The sequence below is a fragment of the Candidatus Poribacteria bacterium genome, assembly GCA_026706025.1.
Taxonomy (GTDB): Bacteria; Poribacteria; WGA-4E; order WGA-4E; family WGA-3G; genus WGA-3G.
The window spans coordinates 40,727-57,780 of sequence record JAPOZO010000099.1; the positions used below are offsets into that span (position 1 = coordinate 40,727).

10 protein-coding genes are annotated in these 17,054 nt (G+C 48.4%); 3 read left to right on the plus strand and 7 right to left on the minus strand.

Annotated elements, in window-relative coordinates; all coding sequences use genetic code 11:
- Window positions 1–143 precede the first annotated feature (143 nt).
- The 3 genes from OXH00_25345 to OXH00_25355 all read left to right on the plus strand — a co-directional run bounded on the left by OXH00_25345 (window position 144) and on the right by OXH00_25355 (window position 3,874).
- Window positions 144–1,163 (plus strand): Gfo/Idh/MocA family oxidoreductase, encoded by a 1,020-nt coding sequence (locus tag OXH00_25345; protein MCY3744354.1) that lies wholly within the window; start codon window positions 144–146, stop codon window positions 1,161–1,163.
- Between the two features lie 243 nt (window positions 1,164–1,406).
- Complete coding sequence (locus tag OXH00_25350; protein ID MCY3744355.1) at window positions 1,407–1,910, plus strand: hypothetical protein; 504 nt, start codon at window positions 1,407–1,409, stop codon at window positions 1,908–1,910.
- A gap of 62 nt (window positions 1,911–1,972) precedes the next feature.
- A complete protein-coding gene (locus tag OXH00_25355; protein ID MCY3744356.1) occupies window positions 1,973–3,874 on the plus strand; it encodes a glycoside hydrolase family 127 protein in 1,902 nt (633 codons plus the stop codon).
- A gap of 16 nt (window positions 3,875–3,890) precedes the next feature.
- Here OXH00_25355 and OXH00_25360 read toward each other — a convergent pair whose 3' ends face one another.
- The 7 genes from OXH00_25360 to OXH00_25390 form a co-directional block, all read right to left on the minus strand.
- Window positions 3,891–6,395 (minus strand): sigma-70 family RNA polymerase sigma factor, encoded by a 2,505-nt coding sequence (locus tag OXH00_25360; GenBank protein ID MCY3744357.1) that lies wholly within the window; start codon window positions 6,393–6,395, stop codon window positions 3,891–3,893.
- Between the two features lie 98 nt (window positions 6,396–6,493).
- On the minus strand, window positions 6,494–7,969 hold the full coding sequence (locus OXH00_25365; protein MCY3744358.1) for an ABC transporter permease subunit: 1,476 nt from the start codon (window positions 7,967–7,969) through the stop codon (window positions 6,494–6,496).
- Window positions 7,970–8,070: 101 nt separating this feature from the next.
- Window positions 8,071–9,573, minus strand: coding sequence for an ABC transporter permease subunit (locus OXH00_25370; protein MCY3744359.1), 1,503 nt, complete (start codon window positions 9,571–9,573; stop codon window positions 8,071–8,073).
- Window positions 9,574–9,939: 366 nt separating this feature from the next.
- Window positions 9,940–11,823, minus strand: coding sequence for a WD40 repeat domain-containing protein (locus tag OXH00_25375; protein ID MCY3744360.1), 1,884 nt, complete (start codon window positions 11,821–11,823; stop codon window positions 9,940–9,942).
- Between the two features lie 1,162 nt (window positions 11,824–12,985).
- Entirely contained in the window at window positions 12,986–13,663 is a 678-nt protein-coding gene (locus OXH00_25380) for a hypothetical protein (protein ID MCY3744361.1), read from the minus strand.
- A gap of 141 nt (window positions 13,664–13,804) precedes the next feature.
- Window positions 13,805–15,721 carry a DNA mismatch repair endonuclease MutL gene (mutL, locus tag OXH00_25385; GenBank protein ID MCY3744362.1) on the minus strand — a complete coding sequence of 639 codons (1,917 nt, stop codon included), beginning with the start codon at window positions 15,719–15,721 and terminating at the stop codon, window positions 13,805–13,807.
- Between the two features lie 429 nt (window positions 15,722–16,150).
- Window positions 16,151–17,054, minus strand: a 904-nt coding sequence (locus OXH00_25390) for an ABC transporter ATP-binding protein (GenBank protein ID MCY3744363.1), incomplete at its 5' end; no start/stop codon positions are given.

The window sequence follows — 17,054 nt, forward strand, 5'->3', positions numbered from 1 at the left end:
TTTGCATGATATACTATATGTTGTAGGTAGAGATACATCTGCCGAAGACAGATTCTAAAGATGAAGGTCGTAGGTCGGATTAGAACTTTAGTAGGAGCACATTTTGCTCGCGGCGCGCCCAGCGCGTAAAGGAGAACACGATTATGGCAGGGAAACTGAAAGTTGCAGCAGTTGGGTGCGGTGGTATAGGACGTCTGCATCAACTCGGCTATCTGCAGCATCCGGGGGCGGAATTGGTGGCAGTGTGTGATATAGATGCCGCTAAAGCGCAAGCACGTGCCGAAGAACTCAATATTGCCAAGTGGTATCCCTCCATCCAGGAGATGCTTGCGCATGAAGAATGCGACTTGGTAGATGTCGTAACCGCCGACCATCTGCACTTTGAACCCGTGATGGAATGCCTGGAAGCAGGTAAACATGTTATTTCCGAGAAACCGCTCTCGCTTTATATTGACGAAGCAGAACAGATGGTAGCCAAAGCAGAAGAGAAGGGTGTTCACCTCGCTATCGACTACAATCGCCGATTCGCACCGGGATATGTCCAAGCACGGAAATGGTTTGACGCAGGGGCAATTGGGCAGACGTATTACTTAGACATGAAATTATCGCAAGGTGGCCCGGCTTCAACATGGAAGGGAGAATATTACCTACTTTACGAACTCGAGACGCATGCCATTGATCTGCTCCGCTGGTTCGGTGGCGAAATTGTTGCCGTTTGTGCGCAGATGGCGAAACCGCGGCAACATGAAGCGCGCGAAGGCGAGGACGCATGCTATACCAGTATGGCGATCTCGTTCCGTTATGAAACGGAAGTCGTCGCGACACTCTTAGCGAGCTGGGACAGCGATTTTATCCACCCGATCGAACACCTTGAAATTTGCGGCTCTGATGGCGAAATCGTGGTCAATAATGTGCTCTCACGCGCCACTCTAATGAAACGAGATAATCAGGTCGTTGAAGAATATCGACCCTCCATTTTTAGAGCCGAACAGCTTGCTTTTGATGGGACATTCGCACTACGGATGGCGGCTCTCGTTGATGATCTACTCACCGATCGCCCGCCCGCACCGACAGGAAGAGATGGCTTGCAAGCACTACGGATTACCGAAGCGATTGTGGAATCATGGAAGGAAAAACGGGAAATAACAGTTAAGCTCGATTGATAACGATATGTAAACCGTTTCTCAGGCAAGCCGTTTCTATGTGCAAGGAGGAATAAAATTATGAAACGCCATCCGTTTTTTTTAAGAGGAGTGCGTCAGGTACGACTTCCTAACTCTTCATATTCGACTGTGTGCGCTTGTGTCGCATCGCTTGTTTTTCTGTTTCTATCAATAAACTGCGGTCCGCCACCGCAAGGTCAATACCATGTCCCAGAATCCGCGATCACTGCCGCCGAGAGGAACATGACGCCTCAGTCAAAACAGAATCAATCCAGCTTGCCTGAAAATGCTTTCGTCCGTTTGCAAGAACGGCCATACGTTGGAAACGCTTTCAAGGCACCACCGAACGCGAATACCAGAGGTGGACTTGATGATTTCTATGCGAAGACGCGTGGCGCAGCACAGCACGCTGCTATTATCTCCAACTGTTCGTTCGATGTCCTAAAAGCGTTTATCGCGAAAGGGTGGGTTCCGATTGTAAAGATCGAATTTTCACGTGGGCACCCGGAGATTCTACCCTTAACGCGTTATAACGACGCTACAAGTGAAGTATCCTTTCAAAACCCAGCGAGTTTCTCTGAGCGTCGATTAAGTTATAAGGATTTTGAGACCTCTTGGACAACGAGTTCACGGAACAAATGCGTCTTAATCACGCCACAGCAGCTTTCGGACTCAGACCTTGAAAAAGTGTTAGGAAAATATTTACCGAAAGAAGCGTTCCAACAGGTCAGCATGAGAAGCCGTTGATACGACGTTAACTCGATCGTCCATCGAGGTACCCATACCTTAGTTTTGCCTGACTCGACAACATGGAAAAGGATAAAATTTTGAGAGCACTTCCGTTTACGGCTGTCACGATTAGCGACCAGTTTTGGGCACCTCGACAGAAAACGAATTCCGAGGCGACAATTCCACATGAACTCGCGCAGTGCCAAATAACCGGCAGGATTGATAACTTCGCGAAAGCCGCTGGCTTGATGTCTGGGGATTTTGAAGGGATCTTCTTCAACGATTCGGATGTCCATAAATGGATAGAAGCGGCAGCGTATACACTCTGGACGCATCCGAATCCAGAATGGGAAGCGGAACTCGATGAAGTCATCGCAAAGATCGCCGCGAGCCAACAGCCCGATGGTTACCTGAATACCTACTTTACATTGGTTGAACCGACAAAACGGTGGCAGAACCTCGGTATGATGCACGAACTGTATTGTGCCGGACACCTCTTTGAAGCAGGTGTCGCGCATTACCAAGCCACAGGAAAGCAGACGCTGTTAGACGTTGCGTGTCGGTTCGCGGATCTGATAGATAACACCTTCGGCCCCGGCAAACGAGACGGGTTGCCCGGACATGAAGGGATCGAACTCGCGCTCGTGAAACTGGCGCGTGTGACAGGCGAAGTCCGCTACATGTCCCTCGCGGATTACTTTGTCAGACAGCGTGGACATTCTCCGTCAATTTTTGAGAAAGAATTACAGAACCCGGACCTTCCGGGTGGACTCGGTGCATATCAACACCACTTCACACGCGATGGAAAATTCGAGGGACATTACGCCCAAGCCCATCTCCCGATACAGGAACAGACAGAGTGTGTCGGGCACGCTGTGCGCGCGATGTATCTTTATAGTGGTGCCGCCGAGATCGCTTACGAAACCGGTGATACCGCTATTACACACGCGCTTGAAGCCCTCTGGCAGAACGTCGGGAAACGTCTATATATCACTGGTGGTGTGGGCCCCTCTGGACACAACGAAGGTTTCACGAAAGATTATGAATTGCCCAATTTCTCTGCTTATGCCGAAACGTGCGCCTCTATCGGACTGATATTCTGGGCACATCGGATGTTCTTGCTGCGTGGGGAGTCTCGTTTTGTTGATGTATTGGAGACGGCGCTCTACAACGGCGCACTCTCCGGCATCTCGCTCGATGGCACGGGTTTCTTCTATCAGAATCCATTGGCAAGCCACGGGGATAGGCATCGACACGAATGGTTCGGTTGTGCGTGCTGCCCACCGAATATCGCTCGACTTCTCGCCTCTATTGGACAGTACATCTACGCCGAATCGGAAGAAGGTTTATGGGTGAACCTGTATGTCGGCGGCACCGCCGATGCGATTGTCGCACGGAATGTCCCAGTGAGACTGACACAAGCAACCGATTACCCGTGGACAGGCGACGTAACGCTAACAATCACGCCACAAGCACCGGTATCCTTCAGTTTGAAACTACGGATTCCGGGGTGGTGTGAAGAGTTTGAAGCACGGGTCAACGGTGAAGTCTACAACGCACAAGCGAATTCGGACGGTTATCTCTCTATCACACGAGAATGGCGCGCCGGTGACCGTGTGGCACTTCAACTCGCGATGCCTGTTACACGTGTCCACGCGCATCCACTTGTGAGAGAAAACCTTGGACGCTCTGCTTTACGCCGCGGTCCGCTCGTCTACTGTTTTGAAGATGTTGACAACCCTGATGGCGCGTTTCAGACGCTGGCTCTCACCAACAATAACGCACTGGAGACGACATTTAATAGTGACTTATTGGGAGGTGTAACGCTTATCCGTGGTACGGGCAGCGTCCTGAACGATACCGAGTGGGGAGATAATCTCTATCTCACGGGCCCGAGTGCGAAGCAGATAGAAGTTACCGCGATTCCGTATTATGCATGGTGTAATCGTGGCACCGGCAAGATGGCAGTGTGGATCCTCTAAACTATACCTATTAGTACTAACGCAGCTCCCATAGGAGAATTGTCCCGTCGTGGCTTCCACTGGCAATGGTGTTTCCATCTGGAGAAAACACTACGTTGTTAACACCCCCCGTATGTCCCGTGAGTGTTGCTATGTGTTCTCCTGTATTTGTGTCCCAGAACTGCACCGGTTTGTCCCTACTGCCAGTAAGCACTTTATCCCCATTCGGTGAGAACACAACACTGATGTACCTCAATTGAGGCGGTGTTTTAATTATAGTTTTCTGCTCTCCTTCGCGAACGTCCCACAGTCGAACCGACTTGTCGTCACTTGCACTTGCCAAAGTTGTACCATCCGACGAGAATGCGATGGAATTGGGACCTTGCGTATGTCCTTCAAGCGTTGTTATAATCTGCCTTGTTTGAACGTCCCACAATCGGATTGTTTTGTCATTACTGGCACTGGCGAGTGTTGCGCCGTCTGGAGAAAAGGCAACGCAATTGAGAGCTGCTGTATGTCCCCTGAGTGTGGCTATTTGTTGCCCTGTTTGTGCATCCCAAAAACAGACCGTTCCATCCCTACCGCCCGTAGCAATAGTGTTTCCATCGGGTGCGTATGCCATAGATCTAAATGCGTCCGGATGCTTTACAATTGATGTTTCGGGCTTTCTTGTGTGTTCCTGCGATACATCATTGCCAGCATCCCACAAGCGGACTGTCCCATCCCTACCGGCAGTAGCGATAGTATTCTCATCTGAGGCATAGACAACAGCAGTGATATAATTCGTGTGCCCTTTGAGTGTGGCTATTTTTTGTTTCGTTTGAACGTCCCATAAGGAACCGACTCCATTCCGATTCCCTGAAAGGATAGTTTTTCCATTCGGCGAATATGCCAAAGAAGTGAGACTACCCGCATAACCTTTGAACGTTGTTCTGTGTTTTCCTGTTTGAATATCCCACAACCGCACCGTATTGTCTGAACCAGCAGAAGCGAGCGTACTTCCATCTGGGGAAAACGCGATGGATGGAACACCTCTGCTATGCCCTTCAAAGGTCGTTATAGGGTCGCCTGTTTGTATATCCCACAAGCGGACTGTATCATACGCGCCAGTAGCAAGAGTCGCGCCATCAGGCGAGAACGCTACTGTAAAGACATCTCCGTTATGTTCTTTGATCGTAATTTTATGTGTACCTGTCTGTTCGTCCAACAATTGCACTGCGTCAGGATAGGCAATGGCAAGGACTTTTCCATCCGGTGAATACGTAACAGAAGAGACCCGTCCCCAGTTTTCGTTGAGCGTAGATTTGTGTTCTCCTGTTTGTGGATCCCACAATTGCACCGTCTGGTCATTACTGCTGCTTGCGAGCGTGCTTCCATCCGGAGAAAATGCGACACAAGTGATCCGTTTCGTATGTCCTGTGAGTGTCGTTATATGTTCTCCTGTTTGGACATTCCACAATCTGACTTCCGGCACTATTTTTTCTATTTCTTCAATACTCCCATTGCCGGTGGCGAGCGTACTTCCATCCGGAGAAAACGCTATTGCTGTGATAGTCCATGTATGTCCCATGAATGTGCCTACCTGCTTGCCCGTGTCTACATCCCATAAGCGTACAGTTTTGTCTGAACCGCCACTCGCGATAATAGTGCCATCTGGCGAAAAAGCAAGAACATTGACCACTTCTGTATCCCCTGTGAACAGATCAAGTTCTTTTTCTTCACCGAGACGTACATCATAGATCCAAATCCCGATAGCACTTCCAACCGCGAGTCGTGTACCATCCGGCGAGAAAGCGATATTTCCTGTCATTTCGCCTTTACCGAGACGTGCTTTCGCGCCTTCGGGCAGCCGCCATCGCGTGTAGTCTCCGGGATCAGATAAAACCTGATTTGATGCCTGCCCTGTGTTATTACCTCTCCCGGGAGTATCGGAATTTTCTCCTACTAAATTTCGGACATCCGGTTTTGCATTGTTGAGTGCCTCGCGAATCATCGGTTCCTCCTTTTTTAGACGTCGTCGGGCGCGACTGAGTCGACTTTTGATAGCACTTGCAGATACGCCTAAAAACCGGCTAATTTCTTCACACGTCATTTCACCAAAGTAGTAGAGTGTTATCACCGTTCGGTCACTCTCTTTTAATTTGGAGAGTAACTTTTTAACGACCTCGCGTTGTGTCTCTATTGATACTTTTGCTTGTTCCGCTGCGATATATTTGGAATACGCGGCACCTTCTATTATGTCAATATCAGCATCTTCAAGGGATTCAGTTTCCAAGCGTCTCTTACGGAGCCATGCGCGGCATCGGCGCGTAGCAATTACATAAAGCCACCCAGAAAACTGATTCGGATTTTTCAGAGTTGACAGGTTTTGATAGACTTTGAGAAAGGTATCCTGCGTAATCTCTTCAGCGATGTGGAAATCGCCGATCTTTCGCCAAGCGAGTGAATGCACCTGCTTTCGGTATTTATTCACCAAATTCTCAAAAGCAGCATCATCACCCGCGAGGATTCTGTGTATCAGTTCAACATCGTTATTTTTCATCGGATACCTCAAAAAAAGATAGATTGCTCACTATCGTCTCAATATATAGTGACGCGGGGTAGAGCAAAAAGGTGGCATAATTCAGAAAAAATTATTTTTTATTCTATCTCTTTGCGCAGTAAAGAGAGAAAAGTACTAATGAACAGCACCAATAGGAACAGAATCAAAAGCAGTAGGTCAACGATTGCGGCATTAAAATCCGCGCTAAAGCGGTGTCGATCTTCAAATTTGGGGATGGCCTCGAAGTTCACAGGTTTCTGTGATGTACCTTCGGGGATGCCAATAGCGTGCGGACTCTCCGGATCTGTTCGATCTGTATCAATGAGGAACTGCCGAAACTGTTTCGCGTATTGGCGTGTTTGAGAGATGAAGTCTAAATGGCGGGGCAAGCCGGTGCCTGCAAATGCTTCAAAAGCATACTGCACAACCGCTGCGGGTGAGACACGGGTCAGGGACCGAGCCGTTTGGATCTGACGGAGTTCGGTGGAGAGGTAATCTGCATGCAAGCGATCGCGTAATTCTGCGTCTTTATTGACGTATTCCGCCCCTAACGCTGTCGCGACCGTCGCAGGGATTTCTCGTCTCGGAGGTTCTTTAATCCGAGCAAAATAGCGTGTCTGTAAATCTTGACGCGAGTTCCGATACTGCGTCACGAATTCTTTCGGGGATGGCCGGGCGTGCAGGCGACTGCTAAGGGAGCCAAGCGCGTTTGGTGTCAGCACCACCCAAACCGTCCAGATCAATAGGAGGATGACCAGACTCGTTGAAGACTGTTTAGTAAGCGTCGAAACGAGGATGCCTAATAAAATGAAAATTGAGGTATAGACGAGCGCGACACAGACGATGACCCCCATCCGCATCCAATCGCTACCCTTGAATTGAATGGCTTCAGAAAGATATATGATGGAAAGACTAACAATTGTTCCAATCAAAAAAGGGATGGCGATGCTAAAAAATGCGCCGAGAAACTTACCACAAATCACGGCGTTCCGTGAAACGCTGTTTGCCAACATCAACCGCAGTGTTCCATGTTCTTGCTCACCAGAGATCGCATCAAACGTAAATAGAATGCCCATGAAACTCAACACAATAGCCGTTACGAATGCCCAATCAATTTTGATAAAATCTGGCAGGATGCTCCACGTATTTGACCTGCGCGGTGAAAAAAATCCGAGATCGGGACTGGCTTGCGGATAGACTAATCGCCAGATTTCTGTGAACCGGTATGAGGTGTCTTCCCCTTCCCAACGGCGAGTTCGACTAGCGGTGCCGCCGCGAACATGCCTAAACAAAAGGTCTGTTCCCCCATCTGCACAAAATGCTAAAGGGCTCGGTTTTTTATAGAGGTCGCCAGGCCCCTTTAACACCAAGTGATAGAGTGTGTCAGAATGCCGTTTCAGCCGGTTGTGCGTCGCCGCAACGTTGTTCTGATATATGTTCATTTGCTGCTTGTATTCTCCGAGATACGCAACAGCATTGACGATCATCAGTATCAAAATCAATAACGTTGTCAGTGCAAAACGGAGGCTACTCAAGTGATCGTAGAGTTCACGTTTGACAATATGAAAAATCATCTTATGTCCTCGGTGGAAGACGGTGTTTGAAGTGTTGGGTTTCACTCACACCTTTTCGAGGTTTGGTCCCTCTTTTCAGCTCCGTTCAACCCAACCTACAGCTAGATTTCCTGCCTGACGAAAATGGCGAAGGTGGCAAGGAACAGCAGAATATTGAGTAATAGCAGCAACTGAAGATCGGGGAGTGCGCGTGAAGCGTTTGTCCAGAGACTGGCACGCTGATATACAAATCTCGGTAGATCATCTAAGTTGATGGTCCCTTTATCGCTGGCGAACCACTGTCGGCTTGAGAAGGCATCTTTATCATAAAAGTAGTCAATCAGCGTGCGTCGATACTGCCTCGCGTCTTCAAAGAAATCGGTAACCCCATAAAGATCGGTTCCTGCCCACGCTTGTGTTGCGAGGTCATACATCGCGGCAGGGGAGAGCCGAAGCAGGTTTCGCGCTATTTTTGCTCGCCAAAACCGGGTCTGCTTGAATACCGGCATGCGCACCAAACCCATTTTCTCTGCGGCACGAATGCGTAGCGGTGTCAAGAATTGATGGTAGCGGATGGCGTGAGGAATAAATTTCTCGGATTCCGGGGTAATGACCCGCCAATCATAAGATTTAAACTCTATATGATTTGCTATCTCTAAGGCACTTACACCAATGTGTACCAAATACCTGTCCCTTAAGAAGCGGTCAATTTCTCCGTTGACTCCATTGTTCTTAAGATATTCTCTCTCTTCTTTGTTAACTGTCTCTTGTATTTGCCAAATTGCGCCGAAACTGGAATTTATCTTACTATCTCGTTCACGGGTTAACTGGCTGACCGCGAACACGCTAACGGAGGGATAGACCAATATCAGTACTACCCAGATGAATAGAGAGAGCATGAGTGCTGTGGCAGTGCGGTGCACCCCGGCGGAAATCAGCAGCCCGATCAAGTAGATAGCAGAGAGATAGATAATCGAAGTTAGCAAGATGCCTGCGATTCTCAGAAAATCGTCTCCACTGAAAAAGATTGATCCTGATAAAACGATCCATATTAAGGCAATAGCGAAACTGATAATGAGCGGAAAAACCAGACAAATCATCGCGCCAAAGTATTTCGCTCCCAAGATAGCACTTCGGCTTACCGGGTGGCTCATTGTGAGCCGCAATGTGCCGGCTTCGCGTTCTCCAGCAATCGCATCGTAGGCGAACAGTAACGCGAGTAGAGAAAGAACAAATTGAAAAATAAAGACTAAGTCAATTCGATAAAAATAATCAATGAAAAGGTTACCAGAGCCGTGGGACTCGGCATCCCAGAGGAGGGGCATGTTCGTGTAATAAATCCGCAGTGTATTGCCAAGCCGGTCGTCCATACCGGCATTAAAAATGCTTAACGGACTCGGCGGACGATCAATTTTTGGTCTCAAATCAGAATAGGTTCGCGTGGACAGAAGTGCTTCACTGTGGACATTTCTGGCGGTATTGTAACCCGCCAACCGTTGCTCGTAGTCGTCAATTCTGATGAGCGTGGTTATGACAACGAGCAGCAGGCAGACGATCACCGTAATTGCAAAACGAAATGTTATCAGATGCGCGAGAATCTCACGCCTCAGTAGCACTAAAAACATCGAACGATTCCTCAGTGTCAATCCAATTTTCTCATAGGATTAATGTAAAATCTTCGTTTTTCATCAAAAAACCCAGAAAGCGTATTTTTCTTCGCTTGTATATAAAGACGCGAGTTATGTGACAAAAGGTGCATGATTTAAAGACGAAGTTAAGAAGGATAACTTGATCGCTGTCGTCTCAATATATAGTGACGCGGGTTCGGGCAAAAAGGTGGCATAATTCAGAAAAACATTTTTTAACGCCATCCTGTCAAATCCCATACTTTAACTTGCCAGCAAGGCGTTTTCATAAATCCTGATATGTTAAGATTGTTGATGAATTTCACGAGAGGATGTTCTAAAATAAAGAGGAAAGTAGCGAGACAACTAACGTATTTTCCACAGAAGAATCGTGCCATCGTCGCTGCTACTGGCGAGCATGTTTCTATCGGGAGAGAATGCTACAGAAGTAACACCTTCTGTATGTCCTGAGAATGTGGCAAGGTGTGTTCCTGTTTTCGCGTCCCACAATCGCACTGTTTTGTCCTCACTGCCAGTCGCTATTTTGGTGCCATCATGAGAATATGCTATGGAACGGATAACACTTGTATGCCCTGAGAATGTAGCGATGTGCTTTCCGGTGCTCACGTCCCATAACCACACTGCGTGGTTGTTGGCACTGGAAATGCCAGTAGCGAGCGTTTCTGCATCCGGCGAATAGGCTATCGACAGGACCACACCTTGAAATTTAGGGAAAGTCGCAATGTGTTTGCCTGTCTGTGGGTCCCACAACCGAACTGTTGCGTCGGCACTCGCAGTTGCGAGGGTCGTCCCATCCGGGGCATACGCTATAGACAGGACTGAACTCGTATGCCCAGTGAGTGTGGCGATGCGTTTTCCAGATTGTGCGTCCCACAGGCGCGCTGTCTTGTCCCGGCTGGCGGTTGCAAGCGTGCGCGCAATCGGAGAAAATGCAACAGAATAGATAAAGCTCGTATGTCCTGTGAGTGTGGTAACGTGTTCCCAAGTTTGTGCGTTCGATAACCGCAACTTTCCATCTCTACCACCCGTAGCAATTATTTTGCCATTCGGAGAATATGCCACAGCAAAGACATCACGCACATGCTCCGAAAGCGTGGTTTTGTGCGCGCCTGTGCGTGCGTCCCAGAGTTGTGATGTCCCTCTGCCTGCAGTGAAACCACCGCTGGCAATAGTTCCACCGTCCGGTGAATACGCTATGGCGGATATTGACCGCGTATGCCCTGAGAACGTCGCAATGTGTTTTCCTGTTTTTGCGTTCCATAACCGGACTGTGTCGTCTGCACTTGCGGTAGCGATCATTTTGCCATCAGGGGAATATACGATGGAATGGACAACAGCCGTGTGTCCTCTCAGTGCAGCTTTGTGCCGTCCAGAGTATGCGCTCCACAACCGCGCCGTACCGTCCCAATTTCCAGTAGCGAGCGTTTTGCCATCAGGGGAATACACGACAGCACGGAACCCATCTGTGGGCCGTCTCAGTGTTTTTTTACGTTGCCCAGTCATCGCGTCCCACAACCGTACTGTTTTGTCATTACTGCCAGTCGCAAGCGTTTTGCCATCAGGGGAATACGCTACAGCATCAATACGGCTCGTGTGCTCTGTTAGTGTGGTTTTGAGTTTTCCAGTTTGGGTATCCCACAAACAGGCAGTATTGTCCCGACTGCCAGTCGCAAGCGTTTTGCCATCGGGCGAAAATGTTACAGACATGACATGACCCGAATGCCCTGAAAGTGTGGTTTTGTGCTGTCCTGTGTGTGCGTCCCATAAGCGTGCTGTGTTGTCCCAACTGCCAGTCGCAAGCGTTTTGCCATCAGGGGAATACGCGAGAGAATAGATAGCATTCGTATGTCCTTGAAGCGTCGTTTGGCGTTCCCCCGTGACGGCATTCCACAGGTTCACTGTTCCATCGTTGCTGCTACTCGCCGCGATTGTGCTGGCATCTGGAGAATATGCTATAGATAGGATTCGCTGCGTGTGACCAGCAATCAAATCAAGTTCTTTTTCTTTGTCGGGACGTACATCGTAGATCCAAATCCCGATAGCACTACCAACCGCAAGCCGTGTACCGTCTGGTGAGAACGCGATATTTACGCCTTTGCTACCTTTACTAAGACGCATTGTCGCTCCATCGGGTAAACTCCATTTTGTATAATCTTGAGCGGTTGCGCTTGGCAGCAAGAGGAGAAAAGTTAAAAGTAGGGTGATGAGGTATAGGCGTGTCGTTTTCATCAAAAGTTGCTATGAAATTTTGTGTATAGGGGTCAGTTATCAGTTTTTGGTTGTCAGTTATCAGTAGTTAGTATGCAGCTGAGACAAAGGTTGCCTCTATTAAGCTGAAATAGAAATGATAAATGTTTTTCCGAAATAATGATATTTTTAGATAGCCATAACTCCTGACCGTGTCTCGGTTCAACGCGAATATCATAACGGAGTCATGATAGGATCATAGTGCCTTGTTCGTTTGATATTTTGTGTTGAAGTTTCCGATGCGATCTGCGGTAAAAAAGTTACCAATCTGGTTAGAAAGTTACCAAATGGTAACTTTTTCTACTTTTTTGTAATTTTGAGAATTAGGTCGTAAACATAGTTTCTGTAAGGGTTTAGAGGCGTTTTTTGTGGTTGTCCCGTTCTCAGAAAAAAGTTACCATGGTAAAGTAAGGTTTTTGATAAGTGTTGATCTATTTTCAGATTTTTGTGTAAGGATTTTGCCATATCATTCTTTAGGCAAAATTATCGAAAGCAGTCGGTATTCCGTTGTTAACTGTCTTTTTCATGTAATTTGGAATTTACGCCATCGATTAAAAATGGGTTATACTTTGTAGTTATGACAAGCATCACTCTTTCGCAAGATGGTGAAACGCGTCTGATAGGGTTCTGATTTCATGAAAATTACCTTAAAAATGTTACACCAGTGTAACATTTGGTGTATAGTGGTTATCGTGTAGAACCCAGTTGTTGTAAGGGTTTATAGGCGTTTTTGTGCTGAGTCTCCATTGTGAAAAAAAAAAAGCAGAAGTGTAACTTTTTGGATATTGACTTTCAATTGTTCTCACGGGTTGCTTGATTGTTAGTTTTTTAGATTGCTAACATAACATGCTATAAGCATAACATATATAAAGGGAAAAGTCAAATAAACATGCCGCCCTTACAGGGCTTATATCTTTTTTCGCCAAATGCGGCTATAGACATACCGTCCCCTACGGGACTGAAGAGGTATTTGAAGTCTTCAAGGTTTCCGCGTAGAATCCGGTTCGGTTGAAAAAAAATCAAGAAATTCCTATAGGGTTTCCGCCCCTACAGGGCTAAAAAAACGGTGTCCCCACGTCCTTTTAGGTTTTACTATAGAGGATTTTATCGTCTATTCCCCATCATGTGCGGCATTATAAATCAACTATTTTTTCCCCGTCAAAACGGGTTGCATGTAGATTTTTAAATCGTCCGAGCGTTTGAGCCATTTCTGGAGGTGGGTGGTGTACTTCTCTGGATTCTCTTTTGCCAGCGATTGGAAAACGGCACGTTTTTGTCTATCAAATTGGAGGAATACCTCCCACGCGTGGTATGGGTCCTGAGAACGTTTTGCTTCAAAATCGCCATTGAACGCTCTAACGGCATCCGCGGTGCCCATTCCCCATTGCCCGTCCGCTTCAACATCTACGAGTTTCTGGACCTCTTTTACCGCTTCTCTGCCGACCAGTGTAACGAAATCGGCATAGATCAGTTGGAGTGCGGGGTGAATGTCCCAGACGTGCCACCTTCTTTGGAGCGTGTCATAGTAGTAGCGTTTGATGATGGTAATATCGACTTTTGGATCCTTGAGCGGATTGAGTTTGGGGTCACCCGGAAGTTCTCGAACATATCTCGGCAGGTGGCGGATATCGCCCTGTTTGCTGCGCCATATCTCCCACTTTTTCTGGGTGATACCGGCATAATTGTTGGCATCGTTGACACTCTCATCGTGTGCGATAATGAACACGAGGGCGTGATCGTGGTCAATTGGCACACCGTTGTAACTGGTCAATATAGCGTAAACCGCAAAAACGGAGCAGACAGCGATAATCGGTTTAAGCATTTTCGTTCTCCTAATCGTTCTTATAGGATTCAAGAGAGGTTTGAAGTATCCAAGGTTTTTGTGTAAAATCCGATGCGGTTGGGAATGCAGATCGCATTTGGGCGTGTACGCCGCAAAACCGCACCTACCGGACCTGGGGAGTTACCGATGGAAACGGCGTTCCAATTCGTCGCGTCCCATTTCGACGATGATTGGCCGGGAGTGCGGACAATTGAACGGGAGTTTCGCCTGGGATAACTCCTTGATGAGGTTCATCATCTCCTTGGTATCCAACGTATCCCCGGCTTTGACAGCGGATTTGCATGCGAGCGTTATCAAAGCGTTATCAATGGCTTCTGGGAGTTGCACCTCGGTATGCGGTGCTTCCGGGAGTTTGTCGAGTAGGTCGGTGACTGTCTGCGCGGCGGCACGGGTTGGTAGCGGCGATGGAATCGCCCGAATCAGGATTGTGTTTCCTCCAAACTCTTCCAGATCAAAACCGAGTTTCTCGAAAATATCACCGTGGATTTTCAAGGCACTGAGTTGCTGCGGTGTGGCTTCAAGCGTAACCGGCAGTAGCAACCCCTGTACGGGAATCCCGTCGGCTTGCATCTGGTTAACGAAGCGTTCATAAAGCACACGCTCGGCAGCAACATGCTGGTCGATGAAGAAGATTTTGTCTTCCGCCTCAGCGACGATATACGTTTTAAAGAGATTCGTCTTGAGTTGGACATTCTCAAAGTCGAGTAGGCTGAGGTTTACGCCATCAGGGATCTCCTGCTGCGGGGGTTGTACGACGATTTCAGTCGGCGTGGCTGGGGCTTGCGCTTCCGAAGTGTCAACGGTTTCCGGTACTTGTTCGGTGTCCTCTGTTTCCTGTGTCGGGACCTGTGGGACGTGCGTCCGCTGTGTTGGTGCTATAGGCGTTGTGGCGCGTTGCCGCTGCCCAGTACCCGGTGTGTGGCGCCCCTTCCCAGTAACGGGTGGGGACCCCGGCGTGGAAACCCGTTGAGATAGACCGGTATCGCGGGTTTCGGTGTCTTCCTCGGATTGCGTCGGTTCAACGGGTGTCTCGATTTTGGGGATGTACTTCGCTTTATGGACAGCGTTGCGGAGTATTCGGACGATGCCGCTATAAATCGTCCGTTCGTTGCGAAACCGCACCTCAATTTTGGCGGGATGCACATTGACATCAACTGTCTCTGGTTCTAATGTGAGGAAAAGCAGTGCGACCGGCTGCCGTCCCTTGGCTACCATAGCGTCGAGTGCCTCTGTGAGTGCGGCACCGATAATCCGACTGCGGATGGGTCGCTGATTGAGAAAAAAGAGTTGATATTCTCGGTTCGGTTTCGTAAACTCCGGCTTTCCGAGCAATCCGTATACCTTCAGATCAGGCAAATCCTCTGTGAATTCAATAAGATTCTCAGCGAACTCCTTGCCGTAGAGCAGACGTACCCGCTCCAGATGTGAATCGCAGGCACGGACATCAAGCATTGATCTGCCGTTATGCGTCAGCGAAAAATGGATGTTTGGATGCGCGAGTGCCGCCCATGTCACCTGATTCGTGACGTGGTTCATCTCGGTGGTATCGGTTTTGAGGAATTTCAGACGTGCGGGAACGTTGTAAAAGAGGTTGTTAATCGACATGTGCGTGCCGGGAGAGCATCCACTCTCTTGTACGGAACGGAAGACCCCACCATCAACGCTAACTTTCGTCCCCTCAAGTGCGTCGGCGGTGCGGGTGAGGAGTTCAAATTGTGAGACCGAGGCGATACTTGCCAACGCCTCGCCACGGAACCCAAACGTTTGAATACATTCGAGGTCTTCAATGCGGTCTACTTTACTCGTCGCGTGGCGTTCTAAGGCGAGCAGCGCGTCCTCGCGTTCCATGCCGACTCCGTTATCAGAGACATGGATGAGGCGTTTGCCGCCAGCACGGATTTCGACGCGGATGGAGGTGCTTCCTGCGTCCACAGCGTTCTCGATCAGCTCTTTGACGACTGAAGCGGGACGTTCAACGACTTCGCCAGCGGCGATCTTATTGGCAACATCTGCAGAGAGTATCTTAATCTTTCCCATATTTTTAACGATTGGGTTTCTGCTCCGATTTGTCCGATGTCCAAATCGGGTTATCGCCTAAATCTATCTCCATTTGGAGAAATTGCGTTTTTTATCTTTCGCAATTCGACGATAACGAACTTCTAACCCTGCTCCATATTTATTGCACGTTTTAGAACAAGCGCGTAGGTTGGGTTGAACGGAACCTTACTAACAAACCACACAAGGTAGATGATTTTCAAGTTCATCGGAAAACCTGAAATCACCAAAACATGAGTGAAACCCAACGCATTAGCACATCAATAGCACTTGGCTTGTTGGGTTTCGCTATCTATATTTCTATCAACATGAGATTGAAAAATAGCATCATCCGTATAAATAAGGCGACTCTTTGTCTTTTATCGCTCAACCCAACCTACAGTTACATCCTTCTTATTTTTATTATTGAACTCACATTATTTCTTCAGCGTTTTGGTATAAGTAACAGTTGCATGAACGCGTTTGCGTGAAACGTGTTTCGTCTGGATATGTGTCCTTACACATAGGCATGACTTCTGGACAACGTGGATGAAAATAACAGCCAGCGGGACGATTGATGGGTGACGGCACGTCGCCCTCCAGTCGAATTTTCTCAACACCGGTCTGCGGATCCATCTTCGGGACAGCAGAGAGGAGTGCCCGCGTATACGGATGCCTCGGCGAATCGAAAATTTCCTCTGTTGTCCCACGCTCAACAATTCTACCGAGATACATCACCGCTACCTCGTCCGCAAAGTACTCGACGACAGAAAGGTTATGTGTGATGAAGAGATAGGTGAGATTGAAATCGGTCTGTAGTGATTTCAGGAGATTCAGTATCTGCGCTTGGACGGACACGTCTAACGCACTCGTCGCCTCGTCACAGACGATGAACTCCGGATCGACAGCGAGACAGCGTGCGATACCGATGCGTTGCCTCTGACCGCCAGAGAATTCGTGCGGGTAGCGCGTCACCATGTCCGGTGATAAACCGACCCGCTGCATGAGTTCTGCAACTCGATTCTCGCGTTCCTCAGCAGATTCACCGATACCGTGTGCCTGCAGCCCCTCCTGAATAATCGCGCCTATGGTCATCCGAGGATTCAGAGAGGCGTAAGGATCCTGAAAGATAATCTGCATCCGTTTCCGATACGGGTGCAGATGTTGACGCGTGACAGTTGCGATGTTATCACCGTCATAGATAAGATCACCTTTGACCGGCACGCCTAATCGGAGAATCCCTTTACCGAAAGAGGTCTTGCCGGACCCGGATTCGCCGACAAGCGCAAGCGTCTTCCCGCGCGGAATATCAAGCGTAACATCATCAACAGCATAG